We start from the raw sequence: 14,738 nt of genomic DNA, 5'->3' as shown, positions 1-14,738 counted from the left end.
GCCGTCGATATGAAGCAGGATGTCTGGGTAGTGAGCCATGGGAAACCCTTTACTGAATGAAGTTCGCCGCTTTGAGCGCGATGCCGTAGGATCAGGTCAATGGGGAACAGGTCGCCTGGCCAGGCGGCCTTGAGATCTGGAGATGGGGACGTGGCCGCCCCGTTGCAAGGCGGCAAGCCTATTCGGGGCAAACTGAAGACGCTCCGCTCGCAGACGTCAACCCCCTGGCTGCCTTCTCGAACTCGTCTGCGTATTGCTGGCCCGATCAGGGGAGCGCCGATGTGGCCTGCGGCTGACCGCCGAAGTGGGCAATCATGAGCCTGCACAGGCTTTCCATTGCGGGTCCGCGGACCCGATCGATCCGGCGGATCGTGTAGAGGGGGAGAAGCGGGCCGGGGAGACCGTTGCGGGCCGCGAGTGGCACTTCGCAGAGCCGCCCTTCGCCAAGATCTGCCGCGACCAGCCATAGCGGCAGATGACCCCACCCGGCCCCGGCAAGAATGAGGGCGTGTTTGGTCGCAAGGTCGCTGACCCTCAGCGTTTGCTGCGAGAAGACTGCGTAGCTCACCGCCTGCGCATCGGCTGCAGGATCCGCAACGACGATCTGCAGATGGTCGGCAAGGTCGACCGTCGTCAGGCCAACGGTTCCGTCGCGGGGTGCGGCGAGGGGATGACCGCCGGCGCATACCGGAACCATGCCCGGAAAGGCTGCGACCGCCTCGCTGGCGATATGTGCGTCCGTTTCCTGTGCCGCCGTCAGGCCGAGGTCGCAGTCGCCGTCGAGCACCAGGCTCAACGCCATCCCGCGATGTCAGTGCCGTTCTCGCGCTCGTCGCCCGGGTCGAAGAGACCCAATGGCTCCGGGACGTCGACGGTTTCGTCTCGTTGCTGGCGCCACAGGCCGTATGGACAACCGCATTCGGGCGCCAAATCGTCGGTGCGCCGGCAATCCATGCCTTCACCGCCGCCGTACTCCCGAACCTGTTTCGCGATTTTCAGGCGCTCTACGACGTCGAGCGCATCACCTTCCTGCATGCGGATGTCGTCGCGGTGAACGTGCGGCAAATTCCTGTCGATGCCGAAGGCAACCGCCGGCCGGGCGAGGACGAGGGGCGGCCGCTCTATATTCTTCGACGCCACGATGGCGCCTGGAGGATCGTTGTCGCCCAGAACACCACGCACCAGAACGAAAAGATCGCCGCCCAGCAGCGGGCGGTGGATGAAGCAACCAGCGGCGAGACCCATGCGCATGAATGAAAGATCTGCCGGCCACGCCACCTTCGTCATTCGCCGCAGCTATGCCGCAACACCGGCGACCGTTTTCCATGCCTTTGCGGATCCCGCCACCAAACGACGCTGGTTCTTCGAAGGGGAGGGGTGGACGGTCGACGAATTCACCTCGTCTTTCGAGGTCGGCGGCCGCGAGCACAGCCGCTTCCGCTTCGGAAACGGCCCGGTCATGTGCAACGACACGATCTATCTTGAGATCGTTGCGAATAAGCGCATCGTCTTCTCCTACACGATGACCGTGGCGGGAAGGCCGATTTCGGCTTCGCTCGGAACCCTCGAATTTTCCGCCGACGGCGAGGGAACGCGCCTCAACTACACCGAGCAGGCCGCTTTCCTCGATCGTCTCAACGAGCCGGGCGAACGTGAGGTTGGGTTTCGCGAATTGTTTCAGGCGCTTGCCGACGAAATCGAGCGCGCGCCGGCCGATGCCTGACGGACGGAGGAACCGTCACCACTGAAGCGATGGCCGTCAAAACCTGATGAGCGACACCCGAAGATGAACAATTTTTAATTGTTTTTCAGGGTGTTGCGCCATTGAAGCGGCCACATTTAGGCCCAGCTTCCGATAGTCGGCACCACCTATCGCCGCGTGCCGACAGCAAGGTCTGCGGAGGCGCCGATGCTCAGCCGATCAAGTGTCACGTGTCGTATCGCCGTCGTTCTTCTCGCAATCGCCGCCGTCGGGTTCGTGGTGGCGCGCAAGCCCGTGCCGAGCGAAGCGAAATTGCCAGCCAACGCGGCCGTCAGCACCAAGCGTGGCGCCGTGTCCGTGCAGACGGCGACAGTGACGCTTAAAGATGTTCCCGTTGTCGTCCATGCCCTGGGCAACGTGCAGGCCCCCGATACCGTGGAAGTGGGCGCGCGCATTGCGAGCCAGATCACGGCCATCCACATCAAGGACGGGCAGATGGTCAAGGCGGGCGACCTGCTGTTCACGCTCGACGACCGCACGATAAAGGCCGGGCTTGCCCGTGACCAGGCGATCGTCGCCAAGGATACCGCGCAGCTTGCCGACGCCAACACGGAACTCGAGCGTGCCAAAACCTTGCGCGACGACAAGACCGGCACCCAGCAAAGCTATGACACCGCTCTCTCGCTTCAGCAGGCGGCGCAGGGGACCCTGGATGCCGATCGCGCCACCGTGGATGCCGATCAGGTCGCGCTGAGCCTGACCGAGATCACCGCGCCGATCGGTGGACGCCTGGGCGCCGTGCAGGTCGCGCTCGGAGATCTTGTCGGCCAATCGGGCGCGACATCGAACAATCTGGTGACGATCACGGCGATCGACCCGATCGACGTTACGTTCCGCCTGCCGGAAGAGCGCTTGCAGACGTTCAAGGATCTGATTGATCGCGGGACGCCTCCACCGGTTCGTGCCAGGTCGAGCGGCACGCAAACAGTGATCGGCGAAGGCGTACTCGATTTCATCGATTCTGCCGTCGATACCGCATCCGGCACCATCGCCATGCGCGCGACCTTCCCCAATACCGCTCAGAAGCTCTGGCCGGGCCAGTTCGTGGATGTCGATATCGATCAGGCGCAACTGCATCAGGCGCCTGTTATCCCGAGCGTTGCGGTCCAGCCCGGGCAGGACGGCCCGTTCGTCTTTGATGTGAAGGATGACAACACGGTCGAGACCCGCGCCGTGTCCGTGCTGGCCGACGACGGCAAGGAGGCCGCCATCGGCACGGGCCTTGCCGCCGGTGACCGGGTCATCATCGAAGGACAGGCGCGGCTGAAGTCGGGTGATGTCGTTGTCGCTGCAGGCGCGGCCGATCTGGCCGCGGATTAGGATTTGCCATCATTCGGGAGTGCGTGAAATGCCGCTGTCCGAGTTCAGTATCCGCCGCCCGATCGCGACCGTATTGTTATCGGTCGCGCTCATCCTGGCCGGCGTTTTCAGCTATCTCGTCCTGCCGATTGCTGCGCTTCCGCGAACGGATTTCCCGGTCATCAACGTTTCTGCCTCGTTGCCCGGCGCCTCGCCCGAGACCATGTCGACGTCGGTCGCCATTCCGCTGATCAAGCAGTTCGCCACCATCGCCGGGATCGACACGATCTCGACGACGAATGCACTCGGCTCGACATCGATTTCAATCGAGTTCGTGCTCGGGCGCAACATCGATGCCGCCGCCGCCGACGTGCAGGCAGCTATCACCAGGACGCTCAGGCTGCTGCCACAGGACATGCCGGCGCCGCCAAGTTACCGGAAGATCAACCCGGCGGATGCACCGGTCTTGCTCCTGGCGCTGAAGAGCAGCACCGTGCCGCTCACCGCCCTCGACGCCATCGCGCAGCAGGTGATTTCGCCCACGCTTTCGGTGCTCGACGGGGTGGCGGAAGTGTCCATCTTCGGCAGCCAGCAATATGCCGTGCGCATTCAGATGCATCCTGACGCGCTTGCCGCGCGCGGCATTTCCGTCGACCAGTTGAGGACGGCGGTCGCGGCGGCGAACGACAATTCGCCTCTCGGCACCGCGCAGACCAGCGATCGTCAGGCGGCGATCGTTGCGGACACGCAGCGCATGAATGCCGCCAGTTTCGCGGATATCATCGTCAAAAGCGTCGACGGCAGGACCGTGCGGCTCGGTGACGTCGCGACGGTGATCGATTCCGTTGCCAACAACCAGACGGCAAGCTGGCACGACGGTTCGCGGGCGATCATCCTGGCCATCCAGCGGCAGCCGGATGCAAATACTGTTGAAGTCGTCGACCGGGTGCAGGCGCTTCTGCCGTCGCTTCGCCAGTCGCTTCCGGCCGCAGCCTCGATCGAAACGCTCAGCGACCGGTCCATGTCGATCCGCGGGGCGGTGCACGACGTCCAGTTCACCCTGATCCTCACCGTCGGCCTCGTGATCCTCGTCATCTTCGCCTTCGTTCGCCGCCTCTGGGCGACGCTTATTCCAGCGCTTGCCGTTCCGATCTCGATCATCGCCACCTTCGCGGCGATGTATCCGCTTGGCTTTTCGATCGACAATATCTCGCTGATGGCGCTCACGCTTTCCGTCGGGCTGGTGGTGGATGACGCCATCGTCATGCTGGAAAATATCGTGCGGCACATGGAAGAGGACGGCATCGATGCCTTCTCGGCGGCGCTCATCGGTTCGCGTGAGATCGGCTTTACGATCATCGCGATTTCGCTGTCGCTCGTCGCGGTCTTCATTCCCGTCTTGCTGATGGGCGGCGTGATCGGCCGCATTCTCAACGAATTTGCGATCGTCGTCACCGTTGCCATCCTCGCTTCCGCCTTCGTTTCCCTTACCCTGACGCCGATGCTTGCAGCGCGGCTTCCGGTGAGGGCGGATGGAGCAGAGAAAGCGCGCTGGCTGCGGCAGCTGGATCTTGTATTCGAACGAGGTTTCGACGGGCTTCTGCGCGCCTATGAGCGGCTGCTATCGCTCTGCATAAAGGCGCGCGCGCTGGTGTTTCTGCTTTTCCTGTTTACCGTCGTGATCACGGGCTACCAGATCGCCACGATCCCGAAGGGGTTCTTCCCGCAGGAGGACATCGGCCAGTTGCAGGTTACGACCCAGGCGCGCCAGGACATTTCCTTCGCCGCCATGTCGAAGCTCCAGTCCAATGTGGAGGCGGTGTTTGCCAGTTCACCCTACGTCGCCCATGTCGCAAGCACGATCGGCTCGGGCGGCGCGTCGAGCGCGCTCAACTCCGGTCGGCTTTTCGTCGAGCTAAAGCCCAAGACCGAGCGTCCGCCGCTTGAAACCGTCCTTGCGGATTTGCGCCGGAAGCTGGCGGCGATCCCCGGTATCCAGGCCTTCATGTCGCCGGTCCAGAACCTCTCGGTCGGATCGCGCGCGTCGGCCAGCCAGTACCAGCTGGTGCTCCAGAGCCTCGATCAGCCGTTGATGAACGAATGGGCGCAGAAGCTCCATGATGCGATGAGCGCGGATCGGACCTTCTTTACCGACGTCAACAGCGACCTTCAGATCAACGCTCCACAAACACGCCTCGTGGTCGACCTCGACAAGGCGGCAACGCTCGGGGTCAACGCGAGCGAACTGCGCACCACGCTCTATGGCAGTTTCGGTACCGAGCAGATCTCGACGATCTACACGGCGGGCGACAGCTACGAAGTGATCCTGGAACTCGATCCCTCGATGCAATGGTCAGCCGACAAGTTCGACGAACTGCGTGTCGGCAGTGCCAATGGCGGCCTTGTTCCGCTCGGGGCCTTCGCCCGGGTCGAGACCGTATCCGGACCGCTCACCATCAACCAGCTCGGCCAGCTGCCAGCGGTCACGCTTTCCTTCAACCTGCCGGCCAAGGTCGCCCTCGGTGACGCCCTTGCGGAGATCGACCGCCTCAAGGCAGAAATCGGCATGCCGTCTGAGGTGACGACCCGCAATTACGGCACCACGCAGTTATTCGAAGACGCCGCCGCCAACCAGGGTCTGCTGGTGCTGGCGGCTATCCTCACGATCTACCTCGTGCTCGGTATTCTCTATGAAAGCCTGATCCATCCATTGACCGTGCTTTCCGGTCTGCCGTCAGCCATATCCGGGGCGTTGCTTGCCATCTATTTCGGCGGTTTCGACCTCTCGATCATCGCTATTGTCGGCGTGCTAATGCTGATCGGTATCGTCAAGAAGAACGCCATCATGATGATCGACGTTGCGCTGACGCTGCAGCGCGCCGGTTCGCCGGCCGCCGAGGCCATCCATAAGGCTTGTGTCATGCGCTTCCGCCCGATCATGATGACCTCGGTTGCTGCGATCATGAGCACGCTGCCGATTGCGATCGGCAGCGGCGCCAGCGCAGAACTGCGCCAGCCGCTTGGGGTCGCCGTCGTCGGCGGCCTGCTGGTGTCGCAGCTTGTGACCCTCTTCGTGACCCCGGTCATCTATCTGTACATGGAAGATTTCATGCGGGTCGCTTCCCGCCTGGTTCGCCAGGGGCTGCAGATCACCAGGGGCGAACGACCGACTGCGGTCGACGATCAGCCGGGACACGGATAGCCCGGCGTTCCGGGATCACGCTACCCTCAGGCGGATGAGGCGGATGTGAAGACCGCAAGCTGCGCATCGAAGGCGCGCTTGTAGGCCGGCCGCGCCTTGCCGCGCGCGACGTAGGCGGAGAGGTTGGGATACGCGTCGAGCAAGCCTGAGTTTTCCAGCCTGCGCAGCACCGTCACCATCAGCAGGTCGCCGGCACTGAAGGCGCCATCGAGCCAGTCGGCCTCCGCGAGCCGCCTGGACAATTGGGCGAGCCGAACTCGGATACGATCTTCGAGCATCAGCAGGCGCTCCTGATACCAGTCCTTGTCCCGCTCCACGTAGGTGGTCGCTTCACGCTCGAGGATCGGCGGCTCCACGGTGTTAAGCGAGGCAAACATCCAAGTGATCGCCCGTGCGCGGGCATCGGCGTCACTTGGAAGCAGGCCGGCATGACGCTCCGCGACATGAAACACGATGGCACCGGTTTCGAACAGGGCAAGGTCGCCGTCCTGATAGGTAGGGATCTGCCCGAACGGCTGAAGCGCGATGTGCGCAGGTTCCTTCATCGTCTTGAAGGTAACGAGGCGAACCTCGTAGGGCTGCCCCACTTCTTCGAGCGCCCAGCGAACGCGCATGTCGCGTGCGAGACCTCGGCCGCGATCGGGCGATTTTTCAAAGGCGGTAATCGTGATCGTCATCTTATCCTCCACGGCTTGCCTGTCCTGAAGACGATTGGCCAAGCGGGATGCTGACATTCATTTTCGCCGCTCGGCGCCGGAAGCGGAAACCGCGATGATGCTGGCAGGTAAAGTGATCTCTTCCTCGGTCGGAGAACAGCCGGCTCGCTTCAAAAAGACGTACTGCTCGTCGAGACTAGCCCGAATGGACAGCTTGCTCCAACAGCCGTGGCGAAGTATAAAAGTGTCATAAACGTTATTGTCGAGCGCAATGGAAGTTGATGCCGGCAATTGCGTATCGCTTTCGCCTTTTGACCATGGATGTACTGGCAGAAGCCTTGAGAGCGAAAAAGAAAAGAAGGCCGGAGCCAGCGCGCTCCGGCCTTTTTTGCTGTCTGCTTATCGCTGCGATGCGCAATCCTATTGGCGCGGGCTTGCACCTTTAGCGGTCACGCATTGTTCCTGCTCCACGAGGGCTAATCCAGGGGTAGGTTTCCCCGTTTCGTCCTGTGGATGTTCGCGCCCCGTTCGCGACGGAGGGTCTAGGTGCTGCGATGCCGTGCCATCAGCTTTGCCTGAAGCACGACCACGACGAGCAGGAAGGCGCCGCGGATAACGGACTGCCAGTAGGCGGAAAGCGAGATCCAGCCGAGGCCGTTTTCGAAGTTCAGGATGTTGAAGACCATGGCAAGCAGCAGCGCGCCGGCAAGCGTCGCACCAACTGAGCCGGAACCGCCGGTCAACAGCGTACCGCCGACGACGACGGAAGCGATCGCGAAGAGTTCCCAGCCCACGCCTTCCGTCGGTTGCCCCGCGCCGAACTGGGAAGCGAGGATGACGCCGGCAAGACCGGCGAGCGTGCCCGAGGCGAGATAGACGCCGGCAAGCGCGCGCTCCACCTTCAGGCCCATCAGGCCAGCCGTCGCCTCGCCGTCACCGATCGCCAGGATATGCCGTCCGATCGGGAGCTTTTGCAGCACGAGCCAGCCGAACACATAGGCCGCAAGCGCGATCCAGGCGGGAATGGGGAAGCCCAAAAAATCGTCCTGCCCGATCACCGTGAAACCGGTGTCATAGGAGACTGAGACAGACTGGTTGTCCGCTAACAAAAGGCCGGTGCCATAGGCGGCGAGCATCGTCGCGAGTGTGGCGATGAAGGGCTGGATCCGCATCTTCGTAATGATGAAGCCGTTGAGCGCGCCGACGGCAAGGCCTGCCGCCATGCCGCCCGCAAGCCCCGCCGCCCAATGATAGGGGGATAACAGGGCTGCCACCACGCTTGCCATCGCCGCCGTGCCGCCGACCGACAGGTCGATGCCGCCGGTGATGATGACAAAGGCCATGCCGAGCGCGATCAGCGCGAACATCGAGTTGTAGCGCAGGAAGCTCAGGATGTTATAGGGCGACAGGAAGTTTTCATAGCGCAGCGCCCCGAAGAGGATGAGACCGGCAAGCGCCAGGATGACGCCGAACCGGGCAAGGTCGCCGGAGTTCTTGACCAGGAAGAGGCGGAGGATCGGTTGCATCGTGGTTGCCTCTAATGTTTGCTGGCGCGCTGCTGGATGAAGACGGCGGTGACAATCAGCCCGGCCTTGACGATGAGCGCTGCCGCATCCGGAACGCCATTGGCAAGCAGCGTGTAACGCACCAGCTGGATCACGAGCGCGCCGAGTACCGTGCCGACGATGTTGGCCCGTCCGCCCGTCAGTAGCGTCCCGCCGACAGCAACCGCGGCGATAGCATCGAGCTCCATGCCGAGGCCGACAAGGTTGGCATCGCTTGCAGAGTTGCGGGCAACGACGATGAGACCGGCCACACCGGCAAGCGCGCCGCTTATCATGTAGACGAAGAGCTTGACCCGTTTCACCGGTATGCCGGTCAGGCGGGCGGCCTTCTCGTTGCCACCGACGGCGATGATCTGTCGGCCGATGACGGTGTAGCGGATCATCGCGAAAGCCGCTGCGACGATGACGATCATCAGCAGGACCTGGGCCGGAACGCCGGCGATGCGACCGAGTGCGATGAACTGGAAGCCTTCATTCTTGAAGACCTGCAGGTTGCCGTTGGTCATCACCTGGGCGATGCCACGGCCGGCGATGAACAGCACAAGCGTGGCGATGATCGGCTGGATCGAAAAGCGGGTGACGAGGAAACCGTTGAAGAGGCCGAAGAGGGCAGCGGCGGCGATCGGCAAGAGGAAGGCAAGAGCCACCGCGAGCGCCATGTTTTCCACCGGCCAGAACTGGCCCATGAAGATCATCGGCGCCAGTGCGCCGGCAATTGCCATCAACGAACCGACGGAGAGGTCGATGCCGCCGGTGGCAATAACGAGCGTCATTCCGGTCGCGACGATGACGATTGTCGCAACCTGGGTGAGGTTCACGTTCAGCGTCTGCAAGGACAGGAAGTTCGGCGTGACGGCGACGTTGAAGAGGATCAGCGCCAGGAAGGCGACGAAGGTGCCGTAGCGGCTGGCGAGCGTCAAAAGCCTGTTTCCGGACGAAAGGGTTCCCGACGGCTGCGGGGCAGGGGTCTCGATCGTCGTCATGTCATTCTTCCTGGTGGGCTTCCTGGTGGGCTTCCTGGTGGACTTCCTGGTGGGCCATGGCGGCAAGCAGCGCCGTCTCGCTCAAGTCCTTGCGCGACAGCGTCGCGACGGAAGTACCGTCGCTCAGGACCGTCACGCGGTCGGCGGCGGCAAGCAGTTCTTCGAGTTCAGACGAAATCATCAGCACGCTCAAACCCTCGTCGGCGAGACTGCGCAGGAGTTTGAGGATTTCCGATTTGGCGCCGATGTCGATGCCGCGCGTCGGCTCATCTACGATGAGGACCCGCGGGTCTGTGGCAAGCCAGCGGGCGAGCAGCACCTTCTGTTGGTTGCCGCCGGAAAGCTCCTTGATCGGCTGATCGGGGGAGGCACATTTGACGCCAAGCGCCCGGATGTAGCGGCTGACGATCTCATCCTGGCGCGCGCGGTCGACGATACCGGCTTTCTTCAGCTTTGGCAGCAAGGCGAGCGTCATGTTTTCGCGGATGCTCATGTCGGGCACGATGCCATCGATCTTCCGGTCCTCGGACACGAGGCCGATCCCATCATCGATCGCATCCGCCGGTTCGCGATAGCTGCGTCCCTGTCCCTCCATGCGGATCGTGCCGCGCTCCATCCTATCGGCGCCGAAGATCAAGCGCGCCGTTTCGGTGCGGCCGGAGCCGAGCAGTCCGGCAAGGCCGGAGATCTCGCCCTCTCGCACAGCAAGGCTGACGTCGCGCACGCGCACGCCGGCGCCCGCCTTGTCGAGTTCGAGGCGGACGGGCCGCACCGGCGCGTCCTTCTCCGGTGCCATGGCCTGAAAGGCGGCAAGCTCCTTGCCGAGCATGTGGCGCACCAGCGCCATTTTCGGCATGTCCGCCATCGGGCTTTTGGCGACCGTCTGACCATCGCGCATGATCGTCACGCGGTCGCAGATCTCATAGAGTTCGTCGAGCCGGTGGCCGATGAAGATGACGGCGACGCCGGAGCGTTTCAGCGTGCGGATCGTATCGAAGAGGATGGCGACCTCGCGCTCGTCGAGCGAGGAGGTCGGTTCGTCCATGATGACGAGCCGGGCGCTCTGCGTCACCGCGCGGGCGATCGCCACCATCTGCCGTGTCGCCGCATCGAAATGCGCGACGGGACGGTCGACGTCGATCGTCAGGTTGAAGGTTTTGAGCACCGCTTCGGCCCCGCGCCGCATGGCGGAATAATCGATCATGCCGAACCGCTTCGGCTCGCGGGAGAGGTAGATGTTCTCCGCCACGGAGCGCTGCGGGGCGAGATTGATTTCCTGGTAGATCGTCGCGATCCCGGCGGCCTGCGCCTCAGCCGGCATCGAGAAATCGACATCCCGACCGTCGTAGGCGATGCTGCCTTCGTCCCGGCGATAGACGCCGGTCAGGATCTTGATGAGCGTCGACTTGCCGGCGCCGTTCTGGCCGACAAGCGCCATGACCTCCGCCGGTTCGACCTCGAGCGAGGCGGATTTCAGTGCCGGCACGCCGGCGAACGCTTTGGAAATGCCCTGCATGGACAGAAGCATGGGTCTCCTCCCTATCTTCGCCATCCGCCGCCCCATTTGGGGGTGGGCGTCATCAGCCTACACTTGAACGGGCTGAAGGTCATGCTGCCGTCAAAAAGACGGCCGAGACGGTTGCGCCGTCCCGGCCGTGGAGGCTCGGGAGATTGGATCAATAGGCGTTGGCGAGTTCGGCGGCCGCGTTGGAGGCGTCGTAGAACTTGTCGTCGTTGATGATCATCGGGTCGATCTTTTCGCCCTTGGCGTAGCGCATCATCGTCTCAAACGCCTTCGGCCCGAAGCGCGGGTTGCACTCGACGACGGCTGCGATCTTGCCGTCGACAACCGCCTGCACGGCTTCCTTGCCGCCGTCGATCGACAGCACCAGGACGTCCTTGCCCGGCACCTTGCCGGCCGCTTCGAGTGCCGCGATCGCGCCGATCGCCATTTCGTCGTTGTGGGCGTAGATCACGTCCGCATCCGGATGGGCCTGGAGCAGGGCTTCTGCCACCTGGCGCCCTTTGTCACGGGCGAAATCGCCGGTCTGTGAGGCGACGATCTCGAAACCGCCGGCCGCCTTGATCGCCTCGTCAAAGCCCTTCTTGCGGTCGTTGGCGGGCGACGACCCGGTCGTGCCTTCGAGCTCGATGATCTTCGACTTGCCGTTGGCGTTCTTTACCAGCCATTCGGCAACGCGCTTGCCTTCTTCGACGAAGTTCGAGCCGATGAAGGTCAGATAGTCCTCGCCGGCCTTGGCCAACGACGGATCGACCGAGCGATCGAGCAGGATCACTGGAATACCCGCCTTTTTCGCGGCCATGACGGCGGGGATCAGCGGCTTTTCTTCGCGCGGCGCGAGAAAGATCACATCGACGCCTTGAGCGATCATCGAGTTGACGTCGGCGACCTGCTTGGCGGCGGAACCGGCGGCATCCGTATAGACGAGCTGGAAGCCGAGCTTTTCCGCTTCGGCCTTCATGCTGTTCGTCTGGGCGATGCGCCAGGGATTGTTGGATTCGGTCTGCGCGAAGCCGACCTTGTATTTGTCCTTCTGCTCGAGCTTCGGCACTTCGGCGATCGCGACACCCGCAAGGGCGAGCGCGCCGACGGCCGTTGCCGCCAGCATGAAGGTACGACGGGAAATCGTGGTCATAATCGGGTTCTCCTCCCAGATTGGCCGGTGCTCCTCTACCGGACGTGAGCGTTTTTGCGCTTCACATCTCCAAATCTTGCGCTAATAATATTAGCAGTCAAGGCCAAAATTTATGAGCACTTGCAAAAGCCCGCGTGCGGTGCAATGCACGCTCAACTGCATGTTTCCGTCAATCGTCTCCGATTGAAGGGGAAAAACATGCAGAAATTCAAAGTGCTACAGCGACCTTTGCACGTCTCCTAGACGCGCGGTGCTGTAGGGTAGGGGAGCACACATGGCCAAGGGAAACGGGCGAAATCTGGAGAAAAAGGGGGAAGGACGCCCAACCATGACGGATGTCGCCAGGATAGCCGGCGTTTCCCAGTCAAGCGTTTCCCTGGTGCTGAACGAGATGTCGGGCTCGCGCATCTCGCCCGAAACGCAGCAGAAGGTGCGCGAGGCTGCTCATAAAATCGGTTATAAACTGCCAGCGACCCGAGGTCCGGTTGCAGCGGCGCCGGCGGTGGAAAAGGACACAATCGCCTTCATCGTCGATGAAATCTCCACTAGCCCGCACCCGGTCGTCAGCCTCGATGGCATTCGCGATTATGCTTTCGAGCAAGGCATGCTGGTCTCGGCGCATGTCACCCGATCGAACCCGGAACTCGAGGAAGCGGTTGTGCGGTCGGTCCTGCGGGACCCCTCCATCGCCGGCGTCATTTACGCGACGATCTTCACCCGCAAGGTTGCCGTTCCCAAGGCGTTGGCGCCGCTGCCGACCGTGCTTCTCAATTGTTACTGCGAGCCGCGCCAGCATGTGGCGATCGTGCCGGGGGAGGTCGCCGGCGGTTTCGCCGCCACAGCGCATCTGACGGCGCTCGGCCACAAGCGCATCGGCTTCATCAACGGCGAGTGCTGGATGGACGCCGCCATGGATAGGCTAAAAGGCTACAAGCAGGCGCTTGCCTCAGCCGACATCGCCTTCGACGAAACGCTTGTGCGCGATGGCGACTGGCTGCCGCTCCGCGGCTACGAGGCCGGGTTGGACCTGCTCTCCATGCCCAACGCGCCGACAGCCATTTTCTGCGGCAACGACCTGATGGCGATCGGCGTCATGGAGGCGGCCCAGGAAAAGGGCTTGCGGGTGCCGACCGATCTCTCGGTGATGGGCTATGACGACCAGGAACTGGCGCGCTACACCCATCCGCCGCTCTCGACACTCGTGCTGCCGAACTACGAAATGGGCCAGAAGGCGGCTGAACTCCTGATCGACATGGCGATCCACGGAAAACACATGCGGCCGATGACGATAAAAGTCGACGGACCGCTGGTGGTCCGCGATACCACCGCTCTCCTGTCCGCAGCCAGAGCTTCAAAGAGCGCTCGATAAACGCCGCCAGCAGCGCTCCCTCCCTTGCCCCGCCGCGGCGCGCGCGAGGCCGTGACGCCGACGCCGGTATCTAGATACTTCGGATCCCTTGCTCAACGTGTGTCATCAGCACGACCGCCATAAAAACGCTCGTTTGTACACAACGGTTACGTGTGTTATCCGGCCGCCGTGATTTTCGGCGGTCCGAGAGTCTGCGTCTAGCAGACTGCACTCGCGGTAATGGGATTGGTTGTCGATGTTTGAGAAGGAAGCCTACTGGGTTTCGTGGTTGCGCTGGCATCTCTATCGAAAGCGCAGGGGCAAGCAGGGAGATGCCTTCAAGGGTGCCCTGCTGAAAATGCGGACGGCCGTGCGCAGACTGCCAAAGGGTGCACTGGTGCTTGATTGCGGCGCCAACGTGGGTGATGTCAGCGGCTATTTTCTGGCCAAGGGAATGAAGGTAATCGCGTTTGAGCCGGACCCGACTGCACTTGCGGTCCTCAAAGCGCGCTTCCCGAACGAGCCGCGACTGGTCATCGAGCAGAAGGCTGTCGGGGCGGCCGCCGGCTTTGCGCCTTTCTATCAGACCGAGGCGCTTGCAGATGGCAACATCAAGGAGACGATTGCCTCCTCCTTGATGCGTCGCGACGTTCACACGACGGCACCCGTTGCTCAGGTGGAGATCGCCAACCTGGCTGAATACATTCGTGGTTTGCCGGAGCGCGTGCGCATCCTCAAACTCGACATTGAAGGTTACGAGGCTGAAGTCCTCGAAGCCCTGCTCGCGGAACGCCTAGAGCGTCAGATCGACTTGATCCTGGTGGAAACCCATGAATTCTTCTCGGAAGAGCTAGCCGCTCGGATCGGTGCGCTGCGCTTGCGGATCGAACGGGAGAAGATCACGAACGTCTGCCTGGATTGGCACTAGAGCAGGCGGATCGTCGCTCTCACCTGGTTACGCTTGGGTACTTGGTGGCGATCTTGCAACATCCATGGCAACCAGGAGGCAGGTGCTTCCGGTCGAAGTCTCGCGCGAACGTCGAGTCTTGGTTTGAGGGGCGAAGGGCAGTAGAGGCTTGCTTCTCGTCGTCAGTCACTCGCCAACTAAGGCGCGCTGGATTGCTCAGCATAGGTTCATCGTCGCGCTAGACCAGCCGTGACGCCCCACCAAGAAACCGTGTCATCTGCTTCTAGCAGAAATCGAGATATACTGAGCATCGTCATGTGGCCGCCACCGTGGCAATACATATGAAGGGACGCGCGGTG

Annotated in this window: 12 protein-coding genes; 6 read left to right on the top strand and 6 right to left on the bottom strand. The window is 62.4% G+C overall.

Going from position 1 to position 14,738, the window contains the following annotated elements; all coding sequences use genetic code 11:
- Window positions 1–265 precede the first annotated feature (265 nt).
- Window positions 266–802, bottom strand: a complete 537-nt coding sequence (locus ASD01_RS22770; RefSeq protein ID WP_060644487.1) for a substrate-binding domain-containing protein — start codon at window positions 800–802, stop codon at window positions 266–268.
- Between ASD01_RS22770 and ASD01_RS37650 the strand changes: the two genes are divergently transcribed.
- The 4 genes from ASD01_RS37650 (at window position 733) to ASD01_RS22750 (ending at window position 6,263) form a co-directional block, all read left to right on the top strand.
- On the top strand, window positions 733–1,257 hold the full coding sequence (locus ASD01_RS37650) for an SgcJ/EcaC family oxidoreductase (protein ID WP_458574505.1): 525 nt from the start codon (window positions 733–735) through the stop codon (window positions 1,255–1,257). The two genes, ASD01_RS22770 and ASD01_RS37650, sit on opposite strands and share 70 nt — an antisense overlap.
- Window positions 1,250–1,723 carry an SRPBCC family protein gene (locus ASD01_RS22760; protein ID WP_060644485.1) on the top strand — a complete coding sequence of 158 codons (474 nt, stop codon included), beginning with the start codon at window positions 1,250–1,252 and terminating at the stop codon, window positions 1,721–1,723. The genes ASD01_RS37650 and ASD01_RS22760 overlap by 8 nt, the downstream gene beginning before the upstream one ends.
- 255 nt (window positions 1,724–1,978) lie before the next feature.
- Window positions 1,979–3,082: an efflux RND transporter periplasmic adaptor subunit gene (locus tag ASD01_RS22755; protein WP_234798829.1), complete on the top strand. Its 1,104-nt coding sequence runs from the start codon at window positions 1,979–1,981 to the stop codon at window positions 3,080–3,082.
- A 28-nt stretch (window positions 3,083–3,110) separates the two neighbouring features.
- On the top strand, window positions 3,111–6,263 hold the full coding sequence (locus tag ASD01_RS22750; RefSeq protein WP_060644484.1) for an efflux RND transporter permease subunit: 3,153 nt from the start codon (window positions 3,111–3,113) through the stop codon (window positions 6,261–6,263).
- Between the two features lie 26 nt (window positions 6,264–6,289).
- Here ASD01_RS22750 and ASD01_RS22745 read toward each other — a convergent pair whose 3' ends face one another.
- The 5 genes from ASD01_RS22745 to ASD01_RS22725 all read right to left on the bottom strand — a co-directional run bounded on the left by ASD01_RS22745 (window position 6,290) and on the right by ASD01_RS22725 (window position 12,124).
- Window positions 6,290–6,940 (bottom strand): glutathione S-transferase family protein, encoded by a 651-nt coding sequence (locus ASD01_RS22745; protein ID WP_060529877.1) that lies wholly within the window; start codon window positions 6,938–6,940, stop codon window positions 6,290–6,292.
- Window positions 6,941–7,461: 521 nt separating this feature from the next.
- Window positions 7,462–8,445: an ABC transporter permease gene (locus ASD01_RS22740; RefSeq protein WP_060529878.1), complete on the bottom strand. Its 984-nt coding sequence runs from the start codon at window positions 8,443–8,445 to the stop codon at window positions 7,462–7,464.
- An 11-nt stretch (window positions 8,446–8,456) separates the two neighbouring features.
- Window positions 8,457–9,467, bottom strand: coding sequence for an ABC transporter permease (locus ASD01_RS22735; RefSeq protein WP_034803379.1), 1,011 nt, complete (start codon window positions 9,465–9,467; stop codon window positions 8,457–8,459).
- Window position 9,468: 1 nt separating this feature from the next.
- Window positions 9,469–10,995: a sugar ABC transporter ATP-binding protein gene (locus ASD01_RS22730; protein ID WP_060644483.1), complete on the bottom strand. Its 1,527-nt coding sequence runs from the start codon at window positions 10,993–10,995 to the stop codon at window positions 9,469–9,471.
- 148 nt (window positions 10,996–11,143) lie between these two features.
- Entirely contained in the window at window positions 11,144–12,124 is a 981-nt protein-coding gene (locus ASD01_RS22725) for an ABC transporter substrate-binding protein (protein WP_057251674.1), read from the bottom strand.
- A 274-nt stretch (window positions 12,125–12,398) separates the two neighbouring features.
- Between ASD01_RS22725 and ASD01_RS22720 the strand changes: the two genes are divergently transcribed.
- Window positions 12,399–13,493 carry a LacI family DNA-binding transcriptional regulator gene (locus ASD01_RS22720; protein ID WP_060644482.1) on the top strand — a complete coding sequence of 365 codons (1,095 nt, stop codon included), beginning with the start codon at window positions 12,399–12,401 and terminating at the stop codon, window positions 13,491–13,493.
- Window positions 13,494–13,728: 235 nt separating this feature from the next.
- Entirely contained in the window at window positions 13,729–14,400 is a 672-nt protein-coding gene (locus tag ASD01_RS22715; protein ID WP_060529881.1) for an FkbM family methyltransferase, read from the top strand.
- Window positions 14,401–14,738: the final 338 nt, after the last annotated feature.

This window comes from Ensifer sp. Root423, assembly GCF_001426275.1.
Classification (GTDB): domain Bacteria; phylum Pseudomonadota; class Alphaproteobacteria; order Rhizobiales; family Rhizobiaceae; genus Ensifer; species Ensifer adhaerens.
Note: the sequence above shows the minus strand (reverse complement) of the source record. Positions and strands in the feature narration are given on the sequence as shown.

Coding starts and splice junctions, on each gene's coding strand:
- ASD01_RS22770 (WP_060644487.1), bottom strand. CDS start 802: ATGGCGTTGAGCCTGGTGCTCGACGGCGACTGCGACCTCGGCCTGACG.
- ASD01_RS22760 (WP_060644485.1), top strand. CDS start 1,250: ATGAATGAAAGATCTGCCGGCCACGCCACCTTCGTCATTCGCCGCAGC.
- ASD01_RS22750 (WP_060644484.1), top strand. CDS start 3,111: ATGCCGCTGTCCGAGTTCAGTATCCGCCGCCCGATCGCGACCGTATTG.
- ASD01_RS22745 (WP_060529877.1), bottom strand. CDS start 6,940: ATGACGATCACGATTACCGCCTTTGAAAAATCGCCCGATCGCGGCCGA.
- ASD01_RS22740 (WP_060529878.1), bottom strand. CDS start 8,445: ATGCAACCGATCCTCCGCCTCTTCCTGGTCAAGAACTCCGGCGACCTT.
- ASD01_RS22735 (WP_034803379.1), bottom strand. CDS start 9,467: ATGACGACGATCGAGACCCCTGCCCCGCAGCCGTCGGGAACCCTTTCG.
- ASD01_RS22730 (WP_060644483.1), bottom strand. CDS start 10,995: ATGCTTCTGTCCATGCAGGGCATTTCCAAAGCGTTCGCCGGCGTGCCG.
- ASD01_RS22725 (WP_057251674.1), bottom strand. CDS start 12,124: ATGACCACGATTTCCCGTCGTACCTTCATGCTGGCGGCAACGGCCGTC.
- ASD01_RS22720 (WP_060644482.1), top strand. CDS start 12,399: ATGGCCAAGGGAAACGGGCGAAATCTGGAGAAAAAGGGGGAAGGACGC.
- ASD01_RS22715 (WP_060529881.1), top strand. CDS start 13,729: ATGTTTGAGAAGGAAGCCTACTGGGTTTCGTGGTTGCGCTGGCATCTC.